The following is a 26,674-nucleotide window of genomic DNA, read 5'->3' as shown; positions in this document are numbered from 1 at the left end:
TACTCTATGTAGGATGTAAAGAGATGTCAGTACAACAAGGAATGCTTAGCGGCGCTAAATGGGCATTAGTCGCTAAGTGGTACAACCGATTAATTGGTATATGCAGCACGTTAATTCTGTTACGTCTACTCGACGTATCAGATTTTGGTGTCGTTGCTTTGGCCACCTTTTTTGTTTCCCTTTTTGCCGCTCTCTCTCAAGCGGGCGCTGTAAGGTATATCTTAGTTAAAGATAACTTAACGCCGGATCAAATTAGCAGTGTCTGGTCTTTAAACATTGCAATTCGAGCGCTGTTTACCGCGATATTGATCGTAAGTGCACCTTTGCTTGCTGCCTATACTAACGCACCAGAAATGCGTATGGTGCTCACGGTTATTTCATTTAACCTACTGATTAGCTCGTTTCGAAATGTCGGGCTCGACCTTCAAGAAAAGAAGTTTAATTTTCGGCAACTCACCTTAACCCTGATCGTGTCCAAAACAGTGTCTGTTATTGTTTCTATTAGTTTGGCACTGGCGTGGCAAAACTATTGGGCTCTGATCGTGGGCACAGTAGTTCTGCAATCTGTGGAAGTCATCACCGGGTATTGGCTGTGTGCTTACAGACCTTATTGGTGTAGCAAACATTGGAAAGAACAGTGGAGTTTTTCCAAGTGGACCGTTGCGACATCGATATTTGGGTACCTGCGCTCGCGGATTGATATTCTTTTGTTAGGTAACTTGGTTTCCACGAAGTCGGTCGGTCTATATTCCACGGCACAGGAGTTTAGTTGGCTTCCTATGACCGAAATTACTTTCCCACTTCAACGTGGATTACTCGCTGGCTATTCGTCAGTAAAAAGTAGCATTGCGAAAATGCGCGATATTGCATGCAATCAGCTCGCATTAAACTTTGCACTTCTTGTACCCAGCGCGTTTGGCACTTTTGCGGTTGCAGAGTTATTTGTCAAAGTGGTGCTAGGCCCCAACTGGCTAGAAGCGATCCCCGTTGTTAAGCACGTGACCTGGTTGATGATGTCTGCCATGTTGTACCTGCCTTTGATGCCAAGTCTTATTGCTCGCGAGAAGTTTAAACTGGTGTTAGTGCTCGATAGCGTGATCATTGCACTAGTTTGTGCGGGCTTCTATCTGTTCCGAGATCAAGGTATTGAAGGATTATCCTACATTCGCGCGATCGTTGCGCTCATCTTCAGTGTATTTTTATTGTTTGTGTACAAATACACCCTTGGTGTAGGGCTACGCTTTTTCTCAAAGCTTAGTTTTGTTGTGCTTACGCCAACTTTGTTGATGTACTGGGTAGTGAGTTTGTGCACTCAATTGCCATATAGTGATGGTATTACTCTCGCAATCTGTGTTGGGACCGGGGTATCTGTGTATGTGCCTAGTCTATTGCTGTTGTCCTTTTTATATCGTCATCAACTACCCCAAGTATGGAAATTGTGTATTGGCATTGTACACGTAGTCAATAACCAAATTGCGAAGCTAGATTGGAGACCACAATGATTGAGGCTATTCGCTTAGGTTATTTTATTGCGTCGCTGGTTTATCTAGTCTTGATTGTAGTGATATTAATCAATCGCAAGCGCGTTGGAATGCCGCACCCGTTACACGTGCTGCTGATCTTGTTAGGAGGCGCGTTCAGTTATTATGCGTATCTGCTATTTTCGGAAAAGGGGCTTCTCACTCACTTGCTGAGCTTGCACCTGCTGTATACCTCAGCACTTATTGCACTGCTCATTCGCAAAAGTGATCCTGATGTCGAATTTAAGGGTTTGCTGCTAAGACCTCTTAATGGTTTGTTGTTCCTCTGTAGCGTTGTGGTAGTACTTGTTGAACTAAATTGGGTACGTTGGTCAATTATTAGTAGTTCTCAGCTGTATTTGGTCCACTTATCCCAGATGGTCATTGGATTGTTGGCTGTTGAGCGTTATTGGCGCCGCAACCAGCTAAATCGCTGGGTAGCCAAACCGTTGACATTGTACGGGGTGGTCTTTTTTGCCAGTGGCGGCTTGGTTTTTAGCGCCGCTATCCTTAGTGGCAGTTTTTACTCTTTCTTTATTGAGATATTTGGTTGGATATTGGTCGTCATTGCGCCGCTGATCGCACTGGATATTCGTCGTCAACATGGAGCGAATGAGCGCTCACTGTATTTGTCTCGTGATGTTGTTTATAGCGGTTCTGTGTTGGTATTCCTTGGTGGTTTCTTATTGGTCGTATCGCTTGTCTATGCGTATGTAGAAAGCCATGTAGAAACACAATACTACTACTTTGAGTTTGGGTTGTTAGCCGCACTGGGCCTCGCAATTGCGATGTTTATCTTTATGGGAAGGCTACGCAAAGAAATGAAAGTGTTTATCGGTAAGCACTTTTACACCAATAAATATGATTATCGCTCTGAGTGGCTGCGTTTTACGCAAAACCTAACTCAGGGACGAGAACAGATTTTTGAAAGCTCTTTAACCTCCATCATGGCGCCTTTTGATGCAAAAGTCGGTGCGTTGTACCTAATTGAAGGTCAGAACATGTTGCTAAAGGCGAGCGTTGGAGAGCGTGTAAGCCGCAGTAACGAGACTTTACCTACTCAAGTTATGCAGTCGCTTATTCAGCAAAAATGGATTTTGGATTTTGAGCATTTGTCCGATGAGGAACTTAAAAGGTTCAATGTGACGATTGACGATGTAGAAGCCTTACAACCATTTACCCTGTTTGTCCCGTTCACTTGTAACGAAACCCACGGCGTATTTATGTTATCAAACTTGCAATCGGGCTTTGACTTAGACTACGAAGACCGTGATTTTTTGAACGTGCTGGCGTCACATATTGCCGTAAACCTTCATCTGGATAATACACACGCTATGCTCAATCAGTCACAGCAGTTTGAGAGTTTTCACCGGACTTCAGCGTTTGTATTGCATGATCTTAAAAATGTGTCTGCGCAACTCAATCTAATTACCCAAAATGCCAGTGCCCATAGAGACAACCCTGAATTTATTAGTGACACGTTCGATACGGTTGCCGCTGCGAGTCAGCGATTAGATAAAACCGTAAAACAGCTGACCCAAAAGCAACAGTATTCGGAAGACAATAAAGAGTGGTTTTCTATTATTCCTCAGATAGAGGAAGCGCTAAACTGCAGTAATTCAGAGTTTAGTGAGTTGGAATTAGTGTTTTCAAATAGTGCAGATGGTCATTTGTTTGCAGATAGGGAAACCTTTACCAATATTTTGACTCACCTGATCACAAACGCCTTACAAGCCAAACGAAATGAAGAGTATCAACATCGAGTAGAAGTTCAGTTTATTAATGCTGAGACGGCCTATGTAATCAAAATAGCCGATAATGGAACTGGAATGGAACAAACATTCATAGACAATAAATTATTCAAACCATTCTATACAACAAAGGGCAATTCAGGCATGGGTATTGGTGCATTTGAAGCGAAGTCATTTGTTGAATCTATGTCGGGAACGTTGTTGGTGAAATCGCAGGTAGGAGTGGGTTCAGAGTTTCAAATTACCCTACCGAAAACAGAAAAAGGGTGCTAGGCATGTCCAAGGTATTAGTCGTAGAAGATGACTTAGGAATTCAAAAACAGCTTAAATGGGGTTTGTCTGACTATAAGCTAGTATTCGCATCTACTCGAAGTGAAGCCATCGCGGCAGCGCGTCGTTTTGAACCTGCGGTCATCACGTTAGACTTAGGACTTCCACCCGATCCCGATAACGCAACGGAAGGGCTGAAGACTCTGCAAGAGCTTCTCTCACTTCTACCACACTCGAAGGTCATTGTGATCACTGGCAATGATGACAAAGCCATTGCACTTCAGTGTATAGAACATGGCGCGCACGATTTCTATGAAAAGCCGATAGATATCGACATCTTAAAAGTGATGATTTCAAGAGCGATGAAAGTGGCTCAACTAGAAGTCGAAAATGAGCGCTTAAAAGAAAACAGCTTGGATGAACACGGCTTTATTGGTGTAAGCCCTAAAGTGGCCGAAATTCGCCGCATGGTCGAAAAAATTGCTAACACTGAGATCCGAACACTTATTTTGGGTGAGAGTGGCACCGGTAAAGAGGTTATAGCAAGGGCAATCCATCAACGTGGCGAACGCGTTGATAAGCCATTTGTCGCGATAAACTGTGCATCAATACCAGAAAATCTGTTGGAAAGTGAATTGTTTGGCTTTGAAAAAGGCGCATTTACCGGAGCGCATAAAACCACCATTGGTAAAATTGAACAAGCTAATGGTGGTACGCTATTCCTCGATGAAATTGGTGACATGCCGTTTGGCTTACAAGCTAAGCTACTGAGATTTCTTCAAGAAAGTGTCATTGAGCGAATAGGTGGCAGACGAGAAATCACCGTTGATGTAAAAGTAATATGTGCAACGCACCAAGATCTCACTCAAATGATGCAAGAGAAGCGATTCAGAGACGACTTATATTATCGTGTCAGTGAAATCGTGATCCACTCTCCAGCACTTAGAGAGCGGGAAGAAGACGTTATATTATTGGCGAAGTTCTTTTTAGACCAATATATTGGCGACAAAAAAACCAAAATCCAAGGTTTTACCGAAGACGCGTTGCAAAGTTTACTTGCTTATCCGTGGCCAGGAAATATTCGAGAGCTACAGAATAAAATTAAGTCCGCATTAATTATGTGTGACGGTAAGCAATTGACTGAAAGCGATCTTATGATGCCGAGCGCAGAGCAAGAAGTATCAATTAATCTTAGAAAGATTCGCGAAGAAGCTGAAAAATCTGCGATAAGTAAGGCCTTAGTCCTAAGCGAAGGTAATGTGACCCATACGGCTCAGTTGCTCGGTGTTGCAAGGCCTACACTTTATTCGCTGATGGAAAAGTATGAGCTATCAGCCCAGCTCGAAAGTTAATTAATTGATGGTTCGAAACTGAATTGGACCGCGAGTAGATGGTTCCGGTTCGGTGGTACGCTCAATATAAGCTTCGGTGCCATACTTGGCAAAGTAGACCCCTCTGGGTGCAGGTGTAATGCGCCGTATCAATGATTTATCTCTATTTACAACTTGATACTCGTGCTGCGCATCACCTCGATAAAAAGTGATTGTACTACCGGTATAGTCAAATTGGGTCGAGACGACACGGCTGTTTTGTGTCACCCCAATGGCTGAGAGTTCGAATATTTCCGTATTGTAGGGCGGGGCTTTCATTTCTACCCACTCACCAAATACAGCATCACCTCGCGAAACCTCAGTTTGATATAGCATCGATAACGAGGCGACTGCCCCGGCCAGTGATAGCCAGACCGTTAACCAACCTGAGTAATAAATGAGATTATGGCGTTTTTGAGAGCGTGGCAATGTGGTGTCTCTTGAATGACTTTTACAACAGTGAAAGTCTACACCTTAGTGTCTCTGCTTGTGATGTCAATTCAATTTGATTTGCGTGCGGTAAATGCGTGATCGCCTTGTCATTCCGGTTGCCGTGCTGTAAATAACGGCTCGACGATCAAATGGTTTACGCGCGCAGTACTGCAGTCCTTGAAGGGAGCGTTTGAGGGAGAGCCAAATAAAACCCTTGGAAGTAATTAAATCCTAACTCTTGCATTGCTAGCATGTCTGAAGCCGATTCAATACCTTCAATAACGGTTTTTGCTTGAATCGATTTTGCTACCTTTAGGCCATCAAGCAGTTTGCTTTTGTCTCCTTGCATGAACGCTCTCAGTAAGCTTCGATCAAACTTTATGATTTGTGGCTCAATCGAGTCAACGCGTCGTTTGTTTGAGTGTTGGATACCATAGTCATCAACCGCAATTTTACTGCCGTTTGAAGCGATTTTTTTTGCCGCATGATTAAACTCGCCCTCGTCGCTAGCTGCAAACTCTACGAATTCAAACACGATGTTCTCAATATTACCCTCGTTAAATTCGCGAGGGGAACGCTCTAATTGTTCTGATAACTTATGCGTAGCATCGGGGAGAACATTAAGGAATAGATGATGTGACGAAAAATCTGAATGGCGAAAATTAAGCAGATGAAGCTGGCGACTGATTTGTTCTACTTGGTGTTTATCATGGGAAGAAATTTTCTGTGAAGAAAAAAACAGGTCAGGTCGAATATGCTCGCCCCGCTGATTAATAATCCGCAACAGAGCTTCATAGCCAAATACGTTGCCTTGACGATCAAAAATTGGCTGGAACACAGACGTCAACATAGCACTACGATACTCAGCGTAAAACTGACCTCGATCGTTTTCTAAGATAATGTCCAATTGATTACGTTCCAACACGGTTGAATCACTGCTTCCATACAAGATTGATACACCAATATGTTGACACCTGTCATTATATTGTCAATCCTTCGGTTATGTGCAGCGTAATCAGGCTATCAGTTTGTGTAGTGCGTCACTCTACGAGCGTGAAATTGGTCATTTCACCAACAATTCAAATGCGAGAAAGACACAAATTCACAACATGTTTTCGGGTTAAATTTGTGATTAAGGTCACTTTTTAGTGAGAATTAGCTGTAAGCTTGCTCTAATAGCATGCAGGCCGAATGCATAATAAATCATTCAAAAGATGTAGGTGCCTGGGGTCAAGGTAAGTAGGGTCAGAGTCAGCCTAACTATTGCCACTCGAATATCGCGTAAAGTTGAACGTATTTGAATACTTTTGTTCGCGCCTGATTACTTAACAGCGGGTGTCCATGAGTAATAAAACACGGAGCAATGCCAAATTGGCTATCGAGTGCTTGGACAAAGCTAGTTTCGCTCGATAGTAAATTAATACCCGCCTGAGAGTAGAGTTTTGAATCAATAGGTAAGTCACCATGCCACCAACTGAGCAACTCTCGACTTGACACACTTTTAGTGAACCAGTGGTCGCACAGCACCACGAGAAAGTCATTAGGCTGGATCGCGAAACTGTATTCTTGATGCCAATTAGTGATCTCGGCAAATAAGCGGCGGCGATGATTTTGATTCGCGCTCAAAAGGTGCTGTGATAGAAGCCAAATGGTTCCTTCAGCTGTTGAAATTCGAAACTGAGCTGGATGCTCGAAAGCCTCCGATGTTTCTAAGGGGTGAACTCTATTTTCAATTTTAAAGTGGGTGAAATTAGTTTCAATGCGACGAATAAAGGTGCGTGCTAAATGGTGCTCACTCATCCCTTTATTATGAACTGTTGGATAGTGATTCTTACACAGCTCTAAGCAGTCTTTTTGAAATTCGTTAATCGTCTTGATAACTATATCTTTCAGCACGCTAAATTTGACCTGCATAAACAGTTAATTGAGTGGCAAATAATAAAGGAAAGACAGGTTGTAAGTCTATTTGTGACTAGGAAATGTGAACTTTGGCTGCTCAATCCAGTGATATGCCTAAAGATACGGCGTTCCTCACTTGTTCAAAAATATTGAACAGGACTTTCAAGCCTACAGGGTATCGTCTCGTCAATGAGCGTATAGACTTACCTCAATCTTAAAAACTTTGCATAGAAGGATGTCCAGTGATGGACTCATCAGCACCAGATTCATACAACCTGTTAGCTCGAATTTTCCATTGGCTATCCGCCGTGACGGTATTTGGTCTTTTTGGATTGGGTTTATGGATGGTTGATCTAAATTACTACAGCAGTTGGTATCAGACAGCGCCAACATGGCATAAATCCGTTGGCATCTTGTTAGCGCTGGTTACGGTTTCTCGCGTGTTGTGGAAAACGTTTAGTAAAGCGCCGGAGATGGTTGGCAAGCCGTGGGAGAAGCGAGTCGCGACGATGGCTCATTTGGTCATGTACGCATTGCTGTTTGTTCTGTTTACCTCGGGATACTTAATCTCTACAGAAGATGGACGAGCCATTTCAGTGTTCGGATGGTTTGACGTGCCTTCCATGGGAAAACTTTTTGATAATCAAGCAGACTTAGCGGGCCAAGTACATTATTGGGTTGCGGTCAGTCTAATCGCTTTAGTTGCCGTACATGCTGCAGCTGCTTTAAAGCATCATTTCATCGATAAAGACAATACATTACGAAAAATGTTAGGAGATAAAAAATGAGAAAAGGAATTTTAGCGTTTGCTACTGCGGCACTATTAAGCACACCTTTTGTTGGTCATGCGGCAGACTACATGATTGACTCTCAGGGCGCGCATGCGTCAGTAAACTTCAAAGTTAGCCATCTAGGGTACAGTTTCATTAAAGGGCGTTTCAATACATTCGATGGCAGCTTTAGCTATGACGGCGATAATGTCGAAGCGTCAAAAGTGATGGTCAATGTCGATACAACCAGTCTAGACTCGAACCACGCGGAACGTGATAAGCACCTTCGTAGCGGAGACTTCATCGATGCTGGTAAATTTCCTGAAGCTAAGTTTGTTAGCACATCGGTAAAATCAACCGGCGAAGGCACTATGGCCATTATGGGCGATCTCACCCTACACGGAGTGACTAAGCCAATTACGATAGATGCATCGTTTATCGGTGAAGGTAACGACCCTTGGGGCAACTATCGCGCTGGGTTCATGGGGACAACCCGAATTGAACTTGCAGACTTTAACATTGCGGTGATGGGTACGTCGAGCTACGCGGACATGGAATTGCACATTGAAGGCGTAAAAAAATAATCGTTGGTTCACTCGACAAATGAACAAAAAGCCAGGTTAAACCTGGCTTTTTTACGTCTTAAAGGACAAGTCCAACAGCGACTTTTCATTGATAGGGTGTTTTCGTTTATGTTCTTTCTTCAAAGTGCGTACATCAAGGTGCATACATCAAGGAGCGTACGTCAAGGAGCGTACGTCAAGGTGATTGCTTCAAGGTGCTTACATCACTGAGATTAGGTATTACCATTAGCCATGGAGATCACACGCTTTAATGTCCATCGCAGCAATATAGGGATGGCATCAGGCCCTTGCTCCTCACAATGTCTTACGATTGCTAAAGCTAAATCGGGCTTAGCAAACTTTTTAAGTACCCGCAGGATGACTTTTTTAGCGGGAATAGGGTGATCATAAGGCACTTTTATTAAGTCCCTAAAAAAGTGCTCAAAGCCATTACTGTACATGTAGTGCTCGATGTCTTTATCGGGAAGCTCTGTAAGGCGATGTCGTGATTGTTCGCCACCAAGTTGGTGGACTACCGTCGCCGCGTATTTTTTACCGGCTGCGTCGCCGTCTGTCACCACATGCCAATCAATTTCGAACGACTTAGCGACTTTTATTAGCGATTTCAGCCCTGATTGAGCAAATTCTATGATCTGCACCCCTTCCGCAGCTAAATCGTAGCCACACAGTTTGGCCAACTCGTTAAACAACCAGACCTCAGTCTCTCCCTCAACCAGTAACCAACAACGTGCAAACAGCGCGCTTGAACGATGGAACCGAATGTGAAAGCCTACTCGACGAAGTTCATCATCACTGAGGCGCTTTTTGGGTAACGTGGTCGCAACAGTTCGGTCTGACTTTCGAACTAAACGATTTATTGAAGAAAGAGGAACCGCTGCGAGTAAAACTGCACTGTTAGTGGTCAGCAATTTTTGCATTGGCAACAACTGCAACAGGCCCCAAGCTCTAGAGAGGTGAGTTGGATGCAGTCGACTTTCTGGGTCTTCAATGATCAGTATCGGCCTGGCGCACCGTCTAAGCTCATTGGGACCTTTAGCTTGTAAAAAGGTATTCAAAACTGCCATCAGTTGCAGGCGCGTTTGCTTATTGTTGTTATTGGCCACTTGTTTAAGACTGCTAGGGCCAATCGGATTTTCAGAATAGTACATACCATCACGTTTAAGCGGCCCGCTTTTACGATGGGTTTGTGTAAACGCAAAATAGTGATCAATCAAATCGCGCATGGAATTGAATGAACTTTTGAGCTCACCTTTGCTGACATGCCCAGGTTGGCTTGCTAATCGTCTGCAAGTGTTTTCGATGCGTTTTTCGATTCTAGAAGCATGACCATTGGTACTGAGTTCTCGCTTAAAGCGGCGTGCGTCTCTTAACCGGATAACTGGATGAAGCCCCATCAGTTCCATGGCTAACTTTTCACTGTGATGTAACTGCAGTACTGCGCCTTCGACATCGAGGAATTCAAAGTGCGAGGTGATTTTATTGCCGTCTCTATCGGCACACACTCGATATAAAATGCAGCGCTTGTCATTGTCTGATGGTTGCCAAAGTGGCTTAATTTTTCGGTAGCGTCCTGTGCGATGTTCTCCAGGGAAGCTTTCTTCAAGGCGTAAGATTATGTCGAGATGCTGAGTTTGTGGCCTAGAGGTGGCACGATCTAAGTGAAAGTCCTCAATCGTAAAGGTATGTAGAGACTGCTCGATGGGCAATGCGATGGAGAGTGCATCGAGAAGCGAGGATTTCCCCCAGGTATTTTCACCGATGAAGGTTGTTAACAGACCAGTCGATAATGATAATCGACCGATACCACGGAAACCGGAAATGTCTATACGACTTAGTAACATACTCTCTCCACAACCGCTTTTTTTATAGTATAGCGGTTTGCGACAGAGCTGTTTATACAGCGCTTCACGAATTCACACGATTGGTCAATTATAAGTTGCTGATTTATTGATACGGGTTCGCATCACTGGTCATAGGAATGTCATACGTTGTGCGTTAGTATCGTACAAATGATAAAAGAGACCATTTCGACATCAGGTGATGTCACGCGCATTCGTATTGCGCACCTCAACGACACGCACTCTCACTTCGAGCCTAGCCCATTGCCGCTGCAGATTCATACCGAAGCTGGCAACAAAGAGGCGTTTGCCAGTGTTGGCGGATTTGCTCGTATTCACACTAGAGTTCAATACTGGCGAGAGCAATCAGACCAAGACCAACGAAACTATCTGTTCTTGCATGCCGGCGATTGTTTTCAGGGGTCGTTGTATTTTTCGCTGTATAAAGGCCAAGCCAATGTAGAGTTATTAAATGCCTTAGCACCTGACGCCATGGCTTTAGGTAATCATGAGTTAGATATGGGCAATGAGGCATTTGCACCGTTTTGCCAGCAGATGAGATTTCCGCTGCTAGCGGGAAACTGGAACCTTACCCAAGAATGCAATGACAAGTCATTTTTATTCTCCAAGCAGCCACATGTACACAGTTACTCACCTAGTGAAGATAGGGCATCTTGGATAGTAAAACCGACCCATGCAGCTCCTGTAGCCCTATTTGGCCTCAGTATAGATAAGATGGCAGACATCTCGGCTCCCGATGACGACACGCCCTTCGAGGACGCTGTGAGAGTAGCTCGCAATACGGTGGCGGCTATACATAAAGCTGGGATCCGAAACATCATCGTTTTGAGCCACCTTGGGTATGATGGCGATAAACGCTTGGCTACCGAAGTGGCGGGCATTGGCTTGATTGTTGGTGGACACTCTCATGTGCTGCAGGGGGATTTTGAAGATATTGGCCGAGCTTATGTCGATCCCTACGGCATTAAAGTTAACGGGACACATATTGTGCAATCTGGGTGTCATGCGATGGCGTTGGGGCATTGCGAATTAGATTTTAATGCGCAGGGTGAAGTGGTGCACTTTGCTGGCTATAACGAGCTGCTTATCGGTCGTACGCTGTATAGAGATGCCAAGCAGACCGTAGAGTTGGATGAAGTGCGCAGTACGCCCTTTGTCAACTTGATCAACTCTAAGCCAGAGTTTGTACAATGCGCGCAGCACTCTGCAATAATCCAACTGCTTGACGACAAGTTTAAACCTGCGGTGGATGCATTAGCCGAGCAATCCCTTGTTACTTTGTCAAAGCCTCTTCGGCATCAGCGGATCCCTCACGAACTTGATGATCCTACAACAGGCTCACAAGTCGCTCCTTTAGTTGCCAAAGCATTTTATATAGCAATGCGGGATCAACAGATTCGTCTAAATGGTTGTCGCCCGACCTTCGCGATCCACAATGCTGGTGGGGTGCGTGCCTCTCTTTACGACGGTATCGTGACCAAGGCTGATATAGCAGGGAAAATATTGCCGTTTACCGTCTCTGTTGGCTGCTACACGCTAAAAGGTAAAGATGTGAGAGCGGTGCTTCAAGGCGCAGTAGATAACGCACTTTCTGAAACAGGGACCGGAAGTGGAAGCTTTCCTTATTGCTATGGTTTGCGATTTAACTTAGTTGATTGTGAGAATGACGCTGAGCGGCAACGTGTGGTGGATTTGTCGATTCTTATCGATGGGCAATGGGAACAGGTTAAAGACCATGAGGTTTACTGTGGCTGCTCGTCAGCGTACACAATGACAGGACGAGAGGGGTACGATGCCATTTTACGTACTCAGTCAGAAAATTATGTCAGTGATAAGAGCATGGCGGATTGCTTTATTTACTACTTGCAAAATCTCGAGAGTAAAAAGTCTATTTCAGCACAACTTAGTCAAATCTCAGGTTAATTGAATTAACGATTCCGGTCAGTTTAGTGTTTGTATCTCGTTAGTAACAGTTAGGGTCAGAATAATTTACCCTTATTTTTATTGTTAAAGGATTGTTAAATCTCATTATTAGTCAAAATTCGTCCATTTGGTTTCGTTATATATCATTTATATTCAATCTCTTAGGTTAATAGCTGGCGCATGGTGTGCATAATTATTCACCACTTATTTGGCATTAGATAAACTAATCCGAATTGGAAAATTTAGTCACTATTCAACTCTCTAATCTCGCACTATATTTAGCCGTAACAGAACACCAAATTCGAAATTAAGAGAGGATACTATGGCACAGACATTTAACTTTGATGCGCTCGTGGTTTCATCAGCTAAAGAGAAAAAAGCTTATTCACTTAGTTTCAAAGGATTGATGATGCACTTGATGGATATCTTGTTTGTTGATAACAGCAACAAGAACAGTGCCTTTGCTGACGATCTTTCGTCTCACATGCAAAAAGATGTTGGCTTAATGCGTTAAGCCATTACCTAAATTTATAGGTAAATCACGTATAAAAACGGCCAGGAGCAATCCTGGCCGTTTTTTTTGGCTCAGATGGGGCCAAGCCCCAAACCTTAATTATGCCGGCGTACAGTCTCGTGGGGCCTTCTTACGTAGCGTGAGGCCAAACAAAATGACTCCCCACCCTAGTGCTTGCCAAATTAATAGCTCAATCTCTGGATAAATCCCTGACAAGGGAGCGCCTTGCTGGTTAAGTTTCATAAACGCTTGGATACCCGGACTACTAGGCATAAGGTTACTTAGCCAAACCACAGGCGCAGGGAGTGACTCAACAGGCCAGATAAAACCTGCACTAAAGATCAATGGCATCGAAATGATCAACACTGAAGCCGTGACAAGTTCTCGGTGAGGGATCATTTCGCCAATCACCATGCCTAATAAGCTGGTACTGCTGATAAACAGCGCTGCGACCATCAGCATTTGCCACCATTCTGCTTGCCGGTGTATGCCAAGCTGCTCGAAGCTAAACCCGAAATAGTACATAAACAAGAATAGATAAATGCCCATGAAGTTGAGGTAGCGGACCAGTAATTTGGGAAAACTGGTGACTCTACTGCCGCCGGCACCCAATATTCCAATACCAATCAACAGAGTCTGGTGCAAAATGAACAAAAATATCGATGGTACGACATAATTGAGATAGCCCATCTCGCCGTTAAACGTTGGTTTAACATTAAGCGACAGACTACTGTAGTGCGAGGCAGCACTGACTCTGGATTCTCCTTCGATGATCAATCGGGCAATTTTCACTTTTGCGGCCATTGTGCCGGCGGCTAGAGAGACGCCTTCCGCTATTGTGCCATATACCAAGAAGTAAGCACCGTCACCCGCTAAGGATAACGTGGGTGATTTACCTAAAAGTAGATCACGATAGAAGTGTTCAGGTATTACAAGAATACCCGATACTTGCTTATCTAAAAATTGCTGCTTCGACTCTTCAATAGAGCCCGCTCTCTCAGTGATTTTGACTTGCGGCGTTGCATCTATCCATCGCTCTAGTTCATAACTGGCAGCGGACTTATCCATATTAACGACGGTGATCGTTTGCTCTAGTGGCACTTCATTGTGATAGGGCAGTGGATACAAAAATGAGTAAAACAGCGTCCCACCAAATATAGTCAATAGTGCGACGGAATGGTGGCGAAGGCTTTGCCATTCACGAATCCAAAGATTGGCCCAACTCATGACAACTCCTCTTGAGCTTTAGAGGGAAGAAACGCAACAAAGACCAGCAGCAGCGCAGGGTAAATGGCCATGGGGGCTATCAGTGACAAACTGTGCAACAAACTTGCGCCATAGGCAGACTGGCTGATTTGCGCTTCTACATAATGACTGGCTGGAATGATCCACCGCCAAAACTGAGCCAGTGCTGGCATGTCGGTGACTGGGAAGGTCACGCCCATAAAGGCAAAGCTTGGGGCAGTAAACGCTGCCGCCATACTCATTGAGCGGACTTCACTCATGGTCAACAAAAACAGCAATATGCCGACGCACATGGCGCTTACCACAAACACCAGTTGGGTTAATGCTAAGGTCCACAAACTGCCTGCAAATGGCCAGTCCAAACCGTGATAGAACCAAAGGCTAAAGCCAATCCCTTGAATCCAGTACAACGGGATATACAGGCTCAATCTGGCCAATAGTTCCCCAATTGTTGAAAACGACAGCCATGGCGCAATGGATTGTTGTCGGCGAAACATTGCTAAGGTAAGGATTGTCCCAACGACAATGACTATTTGCCACACCGCAGGTACGACAGCAGAGAGCAAAAACTGTGAATAGTTGTTATTGCTGTTAAATAGCGAGCGCAATTGCGTTTGTACGGACACCGTTTGACCCAATGCGCTCAGGGTACTGGTGTCCCCTTTAGCTAAGGTTCGGCCCACTCCCACAGTTGCATCAAATGTCCCTACTGCTTTTCTGACAGCGGTATTTATACTTTTACCCACCAACATGGTTTGCGAATTGTAAAAAACACTAACTTGGGGTGAGTGATTGAGCCGGATCTGCTTTTCAAACCCATTTGGAATATAGAGGTAGGCGTAGATGTCTCCTCGTTGCAACGCAGCTTTAGCTTGGGACACATCAACATACTGATTCTGAACCGATAGCGTATCGGTCGCATCGACATTGTTGATCATCTGAATCGATAACGAACTTTGATCGTTGTCGACAATTCCAAAGGGTAAGTCACGCGCTATACCTTGAGAAAGAGCCGCCCACACTAAAAAAATGACGAGTACGGGAACCCAAGTGAGCAGAGACAGAAGCCACTTATCACTGGTTAACCAACGCCATTGTTCCCGTATGAGAGTCGTCATTAGTGAATGTCATCCAGTTCAAAGCCAACGCTCATTCCCATACGCAGCTCGATGGTAGGGTCGGTTGGTCGGGCTTCTACTTCAAAGGTGCGCAAATCAAAGCCTTGTGAGCTGTCAGTTGCGCGCCAAGTGGCAAAGTCACCCATAACAGCGATGTGGCTAACGCGAAACTCAACGTCTTTGTTGAGTGCAGGCACGAAGGCTGTAAATTGACGGTCTTTCTCAAAGTGATGTAAAAGATCTTCGCGAACGTTAAACACTGCCCAAGAGTCTTGTGTATCGACTACGGTAACCACAGGAAAGCCTTGGGGAGCGAGTTCACCGCTGTGCAGCAGTACTTGTGAAACTTCGCCATCAAACCAGCTCTCGATGCTGGTGTCTTGAGCGTATGCTTGTACTTCTGCAACTGCGCCGGCCGCAGCTTTCGCTTTCTCGTTGGCCGCACGTTTGGTTTCTGTACGTGCGCCTTCCAGTGCTAGGGCATACATCTGATAGGCAGCGCTTTCACTGTATTTTGCTGCTTGCCATTGAGTGAATGCTTCATCTCGCTTTTGCTCGGCAACCACACCATCTTTAAATAGGTTATCGACTCGCTTAAAGGTTTTTTCAGCCAGTTCCGCCGCGGCTTGCGCCTTTTTCCATTGGTCTTTAGACGCCGAGATTTGCTGACTGCGCGCGCCTTTTTCTGCTTCTTCGGCTAGTGCTCCAGCGGCTTCTTGACCAGCGATTGCTTGAACGAGCTTGGCTTCAATTTCGGGGCTGTAAATGGTGAAAATCAGATCACCTTTACTCACTCGATCCCCTTTACTGACTTCAATAGACTCAATACGACCTGCAACCTTAGAAGAAATGCTGTACTGCTGGGTCATAATTTGGCCTTGCAGTCTCGTAGCCGGCTGGCTGTTCGCATCAATATATTTAAGAGTGATCGCACAAATTGCGATAAATAAAGCGAGTGTAATTATTGCGCTGCGTTTCATGAGATATCCTAAGAGTGTGTCGCGAGAGTCAATGGGCGTTGTTCGTAGAAACGAAACTCCTGCATTGAGTTGCTCAGTGCAAGAAGTCGGTTTAATGCGATAAGGTAGCTGTACTGAGCAACATGTTGCTGAGTTTGAATTTGAGCAAGGTACAGCTCAGCGTCAACCACATCTAATGAGCTTGAAAGTCCTTGGGTAAAGGCTTTTTTACGAAGGTTCAAGTTCTCTGTAGCAAGAGAAATACTGGCTTCGAGACCTTTGACCTCTTCGATCGCTTGTTCTGCTTCTAGGTGCGTTTTTTGCACCAACACCCCTAAATCTTGCATGGCTTGAGCGCGCATGTAGTCAATTTGCTTAACGGTGCTGTGAGCGGCTTGAACTTGGTTAGAACGTCCACTGGTTTCCAGTAGAGGTAACGACATCCCGACACCGACAAACCAGTCGGGGGTAAGTTGTGAGGTGAGGGTGTCGTCATGATACAGGCTGTAATTGCCGTACACGAAAACATCAGGGTAGTACTTACTTTTTTCAACCTTGATCAGACCTTGAGCCTGCTTTTGTTTGGCTTCTAAAATGCTCAGCCCAGGGTAGTCTTGCAATGTTTTGCTAACGTACTCGTTCAGTTCACCTGGATCAGAATTGATAAACAGCTCACTGACAGGGTTCACCGCAACAGGTTGATTCAAGATTTGCGTTAATGCGGCAACCGCGATGTCCAAATCTCGCTCTGCTTTTTTGCGATCGACCGTCGCTTTAGCCAACGATGCTTCTGCTTGAAGACGTTCGACCTTGGCAACTTGTCCTTGATTTTCCATCTTTACGGCAAAATCACGATGCTGCTGTAAACCTTGTTCTACTTGCTGGTAGGTATTAAGTACTTGCTTCGACAGAACAACGCCAAAGTAGTATTTGGCTAAGTCCTCGTAACGCGCTTGTGTTTCCATGGCAAGTTGCGCTCTTGCCTCTTCGGTTTGGCCTGCGGCAATTGCTTGTGCCGAGTTTATTTTTCCTCCGGTAAATACGGGCCATATAGCGCGTATTGAAGAGGTAAATACGTCTTTTTCTGCTAAGGTCGAATATGACGAGCCGAGGGCGCCAATGACTGTAGGTGGGAGTAGTCCACCAATATCACCAACGGGACTGGTGATGCTTTCCGCTAACTGCTCTCCACTTAAAGTGACATCGTCGTCGAGACGTGTGTAGTTCGCTTCCAGAGAAATTGAAGGAAGATTGAGACTTTTCTTAGCACTTTGCAGTTGCTGATAGCGCTCTACGTTGGCACGACTGGCCGCAAGAGAATTGTTCTGTTGCTGCAGTAACTCCCATGCCTTAGTAAAGGTGACATCCTGCGCGTTTGAGGATGTCGATAACGCTATACCGCAAATGGCGAGAGCCACTGTTGCGATGCGCGACATATGCATAAAAACTCCTTCTTAAGCTGCAAATTCGCTGTGACGGGCTCAAATTAGCAGTGTTGAATACTTGACGTATAGCATTAGAGTAAAAACTCTATGTAATTGCAACTCTCTTTTGGTTAAAAATTGTAAATTCGACCAAAACGGCTAACTCGGTATGGAGCCACACTATTTTTCTGTTATTAAATCTGGTCGTTTAGGCGCTTGTTGTTACTAGTGTAGCGTTAAAGTAATGGTCGCAAGCAATTAAAGCTTGCTCACTCTTTATAGGCAAAGATACACTCAGCAGATCACTAGGAGATCCGCATGTCGCATTCGAAATGGAAAACACCGCAAAACTTTTTAATTATTGTCTCTATTATTGTGCCTGTAGCATTTTCAAGTTGGATGGCGCTACTGAATAACTTCGTAATCGAAAAAGCGGCGTTTGACGGCTCCGATATCGGTCTTTTACAGAGTGTTCGTGAGATCCCAGGCTTTCTCGCGTTTACCGCGATCTTCATCATCGCTTTTATCCGAGAACAGCGCTTTATGATCATCTCGCTGGCTTTGTTGACGTTAGGCGTGATGGCGACCGGATTTTTCCCAAGCCTCATTGGATTGCTGCTTACAACGTTTGTCATGTCAGTGGGATTCCATTATTTCGAAACCTTAAAACAGTCTTTGTCTCTGCAGTGGCTGAGTAAAGAAGAAGCGCCGGAAATGCTTGGCAAGCTGATTTCTGTAGGCGCAGCAGCATCTTTGATTACTTACGGCGCCTTGTGGGTAATGTTAGAAATTATTCAACTCGAATATCGTTACGTGTATTTAATTACTGGCGGTACAGGGTTTGTGTTGCTGATGTGGGCGGCATTTACTTTTCCAGCGTTTGAGTCTCATACTCAGCAAACCACAAAAATAGTGCTGAGAAAGCGTTACTGGCTTTACTACGCACTGACCTTTATGAGCGGTGCTCGTCGACAAATCTTTACTGTATTCGCAGGCTTTTTGATGGTAGAAAAGTTTGGCTATTCAGCGGCAGATATCACACTGCTGTTTTTGGTGAACTATCTGTTTAACTTTCTATTTGCCAAGAAGATCGGCCGGTTTATTGGTGTCGTTGGTGAACGAAAAGCCTTAGTGTTTGAGTACGTTGGTTTAATCGGTGTGTTCGTTGGCTATGCGTTAGTGACCAACGCACAATGGGCGGCAGCGCTTTATGTGATTGACCACCTGTTTTTTGCATTGGCATTAGCGATAAAAACGTACTTCCAAAAAATCGCCGACCCTGCCGATATGGCATCAACCGCTGGTGTTGCTTTCACCATAAACCACATAGCGGCGGTTGTGATACCGGTAGTGTTTGGCTTTATTTGGTTGGTTTCACCAGCCAGTGTTTTTTACATTGGGGCGGGCATGGCCGCGGTCTCGCTGCTGCTGTCGCTTAATATTCCTAAACAGCCACAAGATGGCAATGAAGTGCGCATGCTGAGTTGGCGATAAGCCTTTTTCAAATTTGAAACAAAAAAAGCCAGCACAAGTGCTGGCTTTGTTGATTCTGGCGATTATTTCTTACGACAAAACTCGCATCGTAGCCACATTTGTTGGCCTTCCACTTTACCGGAAAACAACTCTGGATCATCTTGAGCGAGTCCGATGTTACGGACCATAGTGCCTTGCTTAACAACCATAGACGAACCTTTTACAGGAAGGTCTTTGATTATGGTGACAGTGTCACCTTTGGCAAGTGGCGCACCGTGGCAATCCGCGTGCTTGCGGTTGTCGGCGTCCATACCCAGCTCAGCCCATTTCGCTGTTTCTTCTTCGATATACATCATGTCTAAGGCATCTTGGGCCCAAGATTCTGATGATAAGTGAGTCAACTGACGCCAAGCTAATACTTGCACGGCAGGAACTTGACTCCACATGCTGTCGTTAAGACAGCGCCAGTGGTTTACATCCATGTTGCTGGTGTCTTCAACCTGCTCTTTACAGGTTTCGCAGAGTACGACAGCGTGATCGACCGTGATCTGAGTGTGAGGCGATACCACAAACGGGGCAATATTTTCGGTGGAAGAGCACAGCTCACATTGAGAGCCAGCGCGTTCTAAAAGGGTCGCTTCAGTAGACATAGACGTACCTAATCAATTCAAAGTGGCGGCATTATCTAACGAAATGCCGCACTTTTAAAGGGGGAATACGTTTACAGCAAACGTTCGCAATCTGGCGCTTGGTTGGTCGACGGTGGGAGCTGCTTAATTTTCGCCTGCAGATCGCTAATGCGCGTGCTGTGAGAAGGGTGGGTAGACAGCAATTCTGGGGGTTGGTTACCACCTGATGCTTTTGCCATATTTTGCCATAGGGTGACACTGGCATTCGGGTCAAACCCAGCCTTCGCCAAGATTTCCAAACCTACAATATCGGCTTCCGATTCTTGTGTTCGTCCGTAGGGCAGAAGCACTCCAACTTGTACGCCCAATCCTAAAGCGCCCATGGCGAGGTCACGGTAGTCGTTATCGTGCAAAGCCACACTAGTCACTTGCATGCCAATATTGGCTAATTGCGCTTGTGACATGCGCTCATTACCGTGTTGAGCCGTGACGTGAACAATTTCGTGGCCAATGACTGCAGCGAGTTGATCGGCTGTTTCAGCCACTTCCATTATCCCTGTGTAGACGCCAATTTTCCCGCCTGGAAGGGCAAAGGCATTGACTTGCTCGCTATCGAACACCACCACTTCCCACTCGCTAAAGCCACCTTGGATGGGGACATGAGGCAAAAGAGCATCGGTGATGCACTGAACATAGTTTATTTTGTTTTGATTTTTGGTCTTGGGGATCTCCGCTTTCATTTCTTCGAATGACTGCGCCCCTAATTGACTCATTTGTACATCAGAAAACAAAATGATTTGAGAGCGTCCCGTGGGGGATGACGCACAAGCTGTTAAGGCTGCAACGCTAAGTGTAATGGAAATTTTTTTCAAACTAGGCATAAACAACTCCCTTGTTTATAGTTTGAGGTATAATAGCAAATCATTGTAAAAACGGAAAAAAATAGAATGAGCATCTGGCAACGCGACACCAATTTACAATTACTTAATGCAACCTCAGAAGGCACTTTGGTGTCTCATTTAGGCATTGTTTATACGGAAATTGGTGAAAATAGCCTTGTCGGAACGATGCCTGTAGGGCCTCAAGTCCATCAACCTATTGGGATGTTACATGGAGGAGCATCAGTGGTGCTGGCGGAGACGCTAGGCTCAGTGGCGGCGAACCTATGTGTTGATAGAGCACATTACTGCGTGGGGCTAGACATAAACGCCAATCATGTAAGAGCGGTGCGTAAAGGGGTTGTGACTGGCACAGCGACACCAGTTCATTTAGGCAGGCTCACCCAAGTGTGGCAGATTGATATTGTTGACGATAAAAACAAACTGGTCTGCGCCTCTAGGCTAACGGTTGCGGTTATGCAAAACAAAAAAGTGATGCAGGGGGCGTAATGAGTAGCCCAAGATTAAGACAGCAATTTGATCTTCTATACCGCCATTTCTCGGGCCAAGACAGCGACGTTCAAATTGAAGAAATCACAGAGATTCTGAGCTGCACCCGTCGCAATGCCCGTATTGTATTGAGTAAGCTGCACGAGCTGGGTTGGATTCAGTGGTCGCCGTCATCGGGGCGCGGCAAACTGTCGTCATTGATTTTTAACCAGAGCCAAGACGATGTGAACATCGAAATGGCAAAACGATTGTTAGAAGAAGGCAAAATCGGTCGCGCGTTGGCGGTTCTTGATCAAGATGTGCATAAGCTGACGCAAGTGGTTCAAGATTACATTGGACTGCAAAATCGCAAAGGTGAGTCGATTGTAAGGTTGCCTTATTATCGTCCTTTGCAGCTTGTATCTCCACTTTATCGGTTACGACGGTCTGAAAAAAACATCATCCAACAAGTGGCAAGTGGACTCACAACTTTAGATGAGAACGAACGTATAACCGCAGACATTGCGCATCATTGGCAAATGCTCACACCTGTTCATTGGCGTTTTTTTATCCGTCCTAATATTCGTTGCCACAATGGAAATTTATTAACCCTTGAACAAATAATCCATCATTTGGAGGATCTCGCGGACGCACCGCTATTTTCTCATATTACACAAGTGACCCAATACGCTGACCTTTGCATTGATGTTCATCTAACTCGCCCAGATGTACGATTTGACCTACTACTGAGTGATGTTAGTGCCAAAGTGATCACTCAGTGGGTGACGCAAGAAGATGGCCAGCATTACCCGCAAGCTACTGGTCCATTTAGGGTGGTGCACAATGACGACAGTAAACTGAAGTTGGTTGCGTTTGATGACTACTTTGGCTTTAGGCCGCTTATCGATCAGGTCGAAGTGGTGGTGATAGACGATATATACTCTAATTTGGTTTACCCTTCGCTGTCACAGTCTGTACTGCCAAGTAGCTCTGAGCCTAAGCAAGAGCAGGTCGATTTAGACCCCGGATGCACCTTTTTACTGTTGGATAAACAGCATGGATTGGCGCACTGCGCTGACTGGGCGGATTATTTTTCTAGCCGCCTTAATAGCCTCGCGCTTTTTTCTCATCTGCCACAGCAGAAGATCGTTGATCTAGGCCTAATTCATGCATTCGGCCTGAAACCTGGTTGGCAACATACCAGTGGCTATTCAACGAAATTGGTGTCCGCGCCAACACAGAAAAAGATCGTTGTGGCATATCAACACGAGCATACCGTTTTTGCAGACATTGCCCATGCGATCAAGCAATTACTGGAACAAGATTTGCTTGAAGTAGAATTGGTGACGTTCGATTCTGTTAAAGATTTTGCCAAAAAGCCCGATATATGGGTAATGGCAATGGGAATCGCCACCCATCGTGAGGATGCATTAGCGGCATGGTACCTTTGTGAGCCACGTTTCAATGACACCATAGAAGCGAATGTTAACCAAAAAGTCGTATCGTTGATTGAGCAGTGGCAAAGCGGCAGTGACTTGCCTTTCCCAGGGCTTCAAATTAGTCAGCAATTGGTTGGTAGCAAACAAATATTGCCAATGTTTCATTGCTGGCTCGGGGTGAATCAAGACCACAGTGGTACGTTACAGAACGCTAAAACAAACGCCTTAGGATGGTTTGACTTTAGCCGCGTTTGGTTAAAACCTAGTCTATAGTTGGAGTTAACCCCCTAAAGTTACAGTTGTATATCAGTTATTTGAAACTTTTATATCACACTTAACCCTATGAAATGGAAGGCTATATAGGTACTCAGTTAACGGATGTAAGCTGAAAAAAATTTGCGTCAAGATGTGATATAGCTCAAAATTAGCGCGTTTTTAGTCGTTGTCAGACCAGATAACAGAGAGAGTTCTTATGAAAGTAGTCGATATTTTAAAGCACAAACGCGAGTCGTTGACCCGCCACAACTTTGAGATTTTGGACAAGATGTCTCCTGCACTCAAAGAGTACTGGCACGATTTTATATCTAAAGCGCAAGCTCATCAGCTGTTTCCTTGGATCAAAGAATTTGATTCAAAACCTGCGGTTAACGAAGAGTTACCTGTTGAAGAAGTCGCTCAAATAGAGATGTCTGCGCAAGCGCAAAGTGTCTATGACGAACTGCAATCGAATCTTGGTGAAGTTTATCATGTCGGCGAATGGCTGGATGTTGACCAAGTGATGATTGACCAGTTTGGTGTGGTAACGCACGACAACCAATGGATCCACACTAACCCTGAAAGAGCCGAGCAAGAGTCTCCATTTAAAACGACTATCGCTCACGGCTTTCTAACATTAGCGCTTTTGCCTAAATTGACAGACAGTGTTAATCCTGACAACCCTCAATTCCCAACCGCTAAAGTCGTTGTCAATATGGGGTTAAATAAGGTTCGTTTCCCTTACCCAGTTAAATCGGGCAGTCGCGTTCGCGCTGAAAGCTCAGTTGTTTCGGTTGAACCGGTGAAGAAAGGGTTAGAAATTGTCCGCCAAATCACCGTAAAAATAGACGGCGTTCGTCGCCCTGCTTGTATTGCAGAATCGGTAATTAGAGTTCAATTCTAGTCCATAAATTATTCTAAAAAAAACGCTCCTTTAGGAGCGTTTTTTTTGATCTGATTAAGGGTTAATTGGCACAACTAATATATCGACCGGTGACTTATGAATAAGGTGTTTCGAATAGGAAATGATTCGACTCCAAAAGTCGTGGTGGTGACCACAAATAAGCAAATCGATGCCATTATCGCCGATAGTGGCTTCTAGTTTATCCGCCAGATCGCCCGTACCTACAAAGAAGTGCTTAAGTGGAAGTTCAAACGACTTCTCAAACTCATGAAGCTGATCCATGGTTTCTTTGTGCAGCGGGGTTTGCTCTGGATCTTGGTGAATATCGACTAAATCCGGATAAATTTCGCCATGCGAGCCGTCAATATGAACAAATGAGACATGCGCGTCATGTTGCTTGGCCATGTAGCTTGCTCGTTCTAGCAGTACTTGGCTTTCTTCTGATAACTCTAACGCGACAAGGATATGTTGGTATTTCATGGTGTCGTCCTTCTAGAAATCATTCATTAATAAGCATAGTTTTTATATGGATAAATTGCTGTCGAATAGATCGCGAAATCGAGCGATAGTGTGTGACGGGGTATTTAGTCAAAACTGAACTATGTGTCTAATTTCCATGAAAAACGGTCAAATTGTGAAAGCGCTTTCATTCTTTGGACAGTTTGGCTGTGTGTTCAGTGTGATTACCCCCACAACTATGAAACTGTATGGAACGAGGTGTTCACTCGGTTATAAGTTAACCTTCTGATATATATAGGATAAATCGGAACCCTGTAGGTGGTTAAATTTTTATAATTTTCAGTATGGCATGCTGTGAACGCAGTCGACGTTTTCATTTGTTTCATATTTACACTATGTGGAGGAAAAGCTTGCGCATTGGCAAGCCATGATGGAGAAAGTAAATGGGAACAAAAAGCATTGTCACTCGGGTATACCTAGGGTTTTTATTTTTAACCATAGTGATGGTCGGAACGGCATGGTTTAGTATCGTGGGCAATCAGCAATTGACCCAGAAAATTCAAGTGATCACCCAACAAGCGACCCCACTAATGACCAAGTCGGCGGAGCTTAATGGTGCCATTTTGAGTATTAACCGCAGCTTAACTCCCTACTTTTCTGCCATGTATGTGGATGAACTTGATCCATACGCAGAAGTAATTGAAGCCAACACAGCCGACTATTTAAGCCGATTTGATTGGTTTATCGAGCGCGCCCAAAGTGACGAGTCTGTCGCAACGTTTGTCCAGCAGATGCAGCAAGGCAGTGAGGTGATCATTAAGGCCATGGATGAAAGTATGGCCCATTATGTTGATTATTTGGACAGTAAAGATTTGGCCCTCTACGAGCAATCGAAATTTCAGTCTGTCACCAGTCAGCTTAATAGTAATCTAGTGAAGTCTTTAAATCAGGTTGACGACAGCGGTGCCAACGCAATCAATACTCTAATGTCTATCGTTGGTGTACTAAATACTGATGCAAATGATGCGTTTGCAACGCAAGATATGTCGGAGTTACGTGGTGCGTTGCGTCAGGCTAATGGTAAAAAAGAGCGTTTTGATGACGCCGTGGCCGATTTTAAGAAGTTTGCCCCTACTCAATACCGAAGCACAGAAACGGCGTTGCAACTGTTATCGATGCATCTGTTTTCTCCAAACGGAGCGGTCAACCTTCACACACAAGCGGTACAAAGTTATCAAGATCTCAACCAATTAAGAGTCGATATAGAATTGATGCTGGATGAAGTGCTACTTAGCATGGGGGCGTTATCGGATTATGCGGAGCAGTCAGCGCACAGTATTGCCGTTGAGTCGGAGCAGTTTGCCAATACCACTCAAATGACATTGACCTTTGTTGCACTGGCATCGTTGCTCTTTGTGGTATTTACCGGCCACCGCATAGCCAATATGGTTAAGAAACCGAGTCGATTACTTACAGCGTCACTGGATAAAGTCGCCGATAAAGATTTGACGCAAAAAGTTGTCTATAACGAAGCTAATGAATTTGGTGAACTGGCCACCAAAGTTAATTTAGTGATCGATCATTTGTCTCATCTACTTGAGCAGATGAACTCTTCCGCAACCGAGCTTAATCAGGCGTCGCTAAATAACCAGAGTACCAGCCAATCACTCAAGCAAGCCATGAGTGAGCAAACAGAGCAAACCATTATGGTTGCAACTGCCATGCAACAGATTGAAAGTTCAGTCTCTGAAATTTCGCGCTCTGCCAGTAATACTTTGCATGTAGTCACGTCAGCGGTAGGCAGTTCAACGGCGGGCCAGCAGATGATGGAGCAAAATATTACGTTGCTTACCGAATTGTCTGACCGACTCAATCAGTCAACCGAAACCATTCACAGTGTCGAGCGAGAAAGTGCTAGCATCGAGTCCATTTTGGATGTGATTTCTGGAATATCGGAGCAGACTAACCTGCTGGCACTTAACGCAGCTATTGAAGCGGCAAGGGCAGGGGAACACGGGCGCGGCTTCTCTGTGGTTGCGGATGAAGTTCGAGTGCTTGCAGCTAGAACGACGGCGTCAACGCAAGAGATTCAGCAAAAAATAGAAGAGTTACAGAGTAGTTCGAAGTTGGCCGTTTCTCAAATAACCGAGTGTGCGAATGGCATGACCAATTGTGTAGAACAAACCAATATGGTGAATGGTTCGCTAGAGAGCGTGCATAGTTTACTTAGTGAAGTAGAACAAAGCAGTCATCAGATTGCAGCAGCGACCACAGAGCACCAATCTGTAGCCCAAGAAGTCACCCGTAATATCGATCATATTCATCAGTTGACTACGCAAAATCAGACCCGTTCAGAGGCTCTGGCTAGCTTAAGTGATCAGTTAGAAGCTATGGCAGAAGTACAACAAGAACTGACGAAAAGCTTTTTACTCGACAGCTCATGTGATTCCGAAGAGTTAGAGGAAGTGCGCTTGCACCAAGCATAATTAACCGGGATCTTAGGGCAAGAA

At 44.9% G+C, this 26,674-nt stretch carries 22 protein-coding genes and 1 pseudogene; 12 read left to right on the top strand and 11 right to left on the bottom strand.

The features are described 5' to 3' along the window. Positions 1–23 precede the first annotated feature (23 nt). The 3 genes from JQC93_RS11385 to prsR are packed head-to-tail and all read left to right on the top strand — an operon-like array spanning position 24 to position 4,893. Positions 24–1,502 carry an oligosaccharide flippase family protein gene (locus JQC93_RS11385; protein WP_205158561.1) on the top strand — a complete coding sequence of 493 codons (1,479 nt, stop codon included), beginning with the start codon at positions 24–26 and terminating at the stop codon, positions 1,500–1,502. Beyond that, on the top strand, positions 1,499–3,544 hold the full coding sequence (gene prsK / locus JQC93_RS11380; protein ID WP_205158560.1) for an XrtA/PEP-CTERM system histidine kinase PrsK: 2,046 nt from the start codon (positions 1,499–1,501) through the stop codon (positions 3,542–3,544). The genes JQC93_RS11385 and prsK overlap by 4 nt, the downstream gene beginning before the upstream one ends. A gap of 2 nt (positions 3,545–3,546) precedes the next feature. Next, positions 3,547–4,893, top strand: coding sequence for a PEP-CTERM-box response regulator transcription factor (gene prsR, locus JQC93_RS11375; RefSeq protein ID WP_205158559.1), 1,347 nt, complete (start codon positions 3,547–3,549; stop codon positions 4,891–4,893). Here prsR and JQC93_RS11370 read toward each other — a convergent pair whose 3' ends face one another. The 3 genes from JQC93_RS11370 to JQC93_RS11360 form a co-directional block, all read right to left on the bottom strand. Beyond that, entirely contained in the window at positions 4,894–5,340 is a 447-nt protein-coding gene (locus tag JQC93_RS11370; RefSeq protein WP_205158558.1) for a DUF2850 domain-containing protein, read from the bottom strand. A gap of 157 nt (positions 5,341–5,497) precedes the next feature. Then, the gene (locus tag JQC93_RS11365) at positions 5,498–6,268 is read right to left on the bottom strand and encodes an EAL domain-containing protein (protein WP_205158557.1); all 771 of its coding nucleotides are present in this window, start codon (positions 6,266–6,268) and stop codon (positions 5,498–5,500) included. Positions 6,269–6,603: 335 nt separating this feature from the next. Next, positions 6,604–7,239: a hypothetical protein gene (locus JQC93_RS11360; protein WP_205158556.1), complete on the bottom strand. Its 636-nt coding sequence runs from the start codon at positions 7,237–7,239 to the stop codon at positions 6,604–6,606. A 248-nt stretch (positions 7,240–7,487) separates the two neighbouring features. On the opposite strand from JQC93_RS11360, the gene JQC93_RS11355 reads away from it, so the two are divergent. Both JQC93_RS11355 and JQC93_RS11350 read left to right on the top strand, forming a co-directional pair. Continuing rightward, positions 7,488–8,030: a cytochrome b gene (locus JQC93_RS11355; protein ID WP_205158555.1), complete on the top strand. Its 543-nt coding sequence runs from the start codon at positions 7,488–7,490 to the stop codon at positions 8,028–8,030. Continuing rightward, positions 8,027–8,596, top strand: a complete 570-nt coding sequence (locus tag JQC93_RS11350; RefSeq protein ID WP_205158554.1) for a YceI family protein — start codon at positions 8,027–8,029, stop codon at positions 8,594–8,596. The genes JQC93_RS11355 and JQC93_RS11350 overlap by 4 nt, the downstream gene beginning before the upstream one ends. Before the next feature lie 212 nt (positions 8,597–8,808). On the opposite strand, the gene JQC93_RS11345 is transcribed toward JQC93_RS11350, so the two are convergent. Then, positions 8,809–10,437 carry a DUF2813 domain-containing protein gene (locus JQC93_RS11345; RefSeq protein WP_205158553.1) on the bottom strand — a complete coding sequence of 543 codons (1,629 nt, stop codon included), beginning with the start codon at positions 10,435–10,437 and terminating at the stop codon, positions 8,809–8,811. 168 nt (positions 10,438–10,605) lie between these two features. Between JQC93_RS11345 and JQC93_RS11340 the strand changes: the two genes are divergently transcribed. Next, positions 10,606–12,378: a bifunctional metallophosphatase/5'-nucleotidase gene (locus JQC93_RS11340; RefSeq protein ID WP_205158552.1), complete on the top strand. Its 1,773-nt coding sequence runs from the start codon at positions 10,606–10,608 to the stop codon at positions 12,376–12,378. 322 nt (positions 12,379–12,700) lie between these two features. Further along, a complete protein-coding gene (locus JQC93_RS11335) occupies positions 12,701–12,892 on the top strand; it encodes a hypothetical protein (RefSeq protein ID WP_205158551.1) in 192 nt (63 codons plus the stop codon). Between the two features lie 99 nt (positions 12,893–12,991). Here the strand turns inward: JQC93_RS11335 and JQC93_RS11330 are convergent, their stop codons facing one another. The 4 genes and pseudogenes from JQC93_RS11330 to JQC93_RS11315 all read right to left on the bottom strand — a co-directional run bounded on the left by JQC93_RS11330 (position 12,992) and on the right by JQC93_RS11315 (position 17,656). After that, positions 12,992–14,119 carry an ABC transporter permease gene (locus JQC93_RS11330; RefSeq protein WP_205158550.1) on the bottom strand — a complete coding sequence of 376 codons (1,128 nt, stop codon included), beginning with the start codon at positions 14,117–14,119 and terminating at the stop codon, positions 12,992–12,994. Further along, positions 14,116–15,255: an ABC transporter permease gene (locus JQC93_RS11325; RefSeq protein WP_205158549.1), complete on the bottom strand. Its 1,140-nt coding sequence runs from the start codon at positions 15,253–15,255 to the stop codon at positions 14,116–14,118. Before JQC93_RS11325 ends, JQC93_RS11330 begins: the two co-directional genes overlap by 4 nt. Next, positions 15,255–16,142 (bottom strand): annotated as a pseudogene (locus JQC93_RS11320) (HlyD family secretion protein); the annotation flags it as partial. The gene JQC93_RS11325 and the pseudogene JQC93_RS11320, both read right to left, overlap by 1 nt. 101 nt (positions 16,143–16,243) lie before the next feature. Further along, entirely contained in the window at positions 16,244–17,656 is a 1,413-nt protein-coding gene (locus tag JQC93_RS11315; RefSeq protein ID WP_236009516.1) for a TolC family protein, read from the bottom strand. A 300-nt stretch (positions 17,657–17,956) separates the two neighbouring features. Between JQC93_RS11315 and JQC93_RS11310 the strand changes: the two genes are divergently transcribed. After that, positions 17,957–19,132 (top strand): MFS transporter, encoded by a 1,176-nt coding sequence (locus JQC93_RS11310; RefSeq protein WP_205158547.1) that lies wholly within the window; start codon positions 17,957–17,959, stop codon positions 19,130–19,132. A gap of 62 nt (positions 19,133–19,194) precedes the next feature. Here the strand turns inward: JQC93_RS11310 and JQC93_RS11305 are convergent, their stop codons facing one another. Together JQC93_RS11305 and JQC93_RS11300 are read right to left on the bottom strand one after the other, a co-directional pair. Beyond that, positions 19,195–19,761 (bottom strand): PhnA domain-containing protein, encoded by a 567-nt coding sequence (locus JQC93_RS11305; protein WP_205158546.1) that lies wholly within the window; start codon positions 19,759–19,761, stop codon positions 19,195–19,197. A 71-nt stretch (positions 19,762–19,832) separates the two neighbouring features. Beyond that, entirely contained in the window at positions 19,833–20,621 is a 789-nt protein-coding gene (locus JQC93_RS11300) for a M48 family metallopeptidase (RefSeq protein WP_205158545.1), read from the bottom strand. Positions 20,622–20,687: 66 nt separating this feature from the next. Here JQC93_RS11300 and JQC93_RS11295 point away from each other — a divergent pair, with 66 nt between their 5' ends. The 3 genes from JQC93_RS11295 (at position 20,688) to JQC93_RS11285 (ending at position 23,705) form a co-directional block, all read left to right on the top strand. Beyond that, positions 20,688–21,128 carry a hotdog fold thioesterase gene (locus JQC93_RS11295; RefSeq protein WP_205158544.1) on the top strand — a complete coding sequence of 147 codons (441 nt, stop codon included), beginning with the start codon at positions 20,688–20,690 and terminating at the stop codon, positions 21,126–21,128. Beyond that, positions 21,128–22,819, top strand: coding sequence for an SgrR family transcriptional regulator (locus JQC93_RS11290; protein ID WP_205158543.1), 1,692 nt, complete (start codon positions 21,128–21,130; stop codon positions 22,817–22,819). Before JQC93_RS11295 ends, JQC93_RS11290 begins: the two co-directional genes overlap by 1 nt. Before the next feature lie 199 nt (positions 22,820–23,018). After that, on the top strand, positions 23,019–23,705 hold the full coding sequence (locus tag JQC93_RS11285) for a MaoC family dehydratase (RefSeq protein ID WP_205158542.1): 687 nt from the start codon (positions 23,019–23,021) through the stop codon (positions 23,703–23,705). A 54-nt stretch (positions 23,706–23,759) separates the two neighbouring features. Here the strand turns inward: JQC93_RS11285 and JQC93_RS11280 are convergent, their stop codons facing one another. Then, positions 23,760–24,185, bottom strand: coding sequence for a universal stress protein (locus tag JQC93_RS11280; RefSeq protein ID WP_205158541.1), 426 nt, complete (start codon positions 24,183–24,185; stop codon positions 23,760–23,762). A 422-nt stretch (positions 24,186–24,607) separates the two neighbouring features. On the opposite strand from JQC93_RS11280, the gene JQC93_RS11275 reads away from it, so the two are divergent. After that, a complete protein-coding gene (locus JQC93_RS11275; RefSeq protein ID WP_205158540.1) occupies positions 24,608–26,650 on the top strand; it encodes a methyl-accepting chemotaxis protein in 2,043 nt (680 codons plus the stop codon). The last annotated feature ends 24 nt before the right edge of the window (positions 26,651–26,674 follow it).

It is taken from the genome of Vibrio ulleungensis (assembly GCF_016900875.1).
Lineage (GTDB): Bacteria > Pseudomonadota > Gammaproteobacteria > Enterobacterales > Vibrionaceae > Vibrio > Vibrio ulleungensis.
This window is presented reverse-complemented; position numbering and strand designations above follow the sequence as displayed.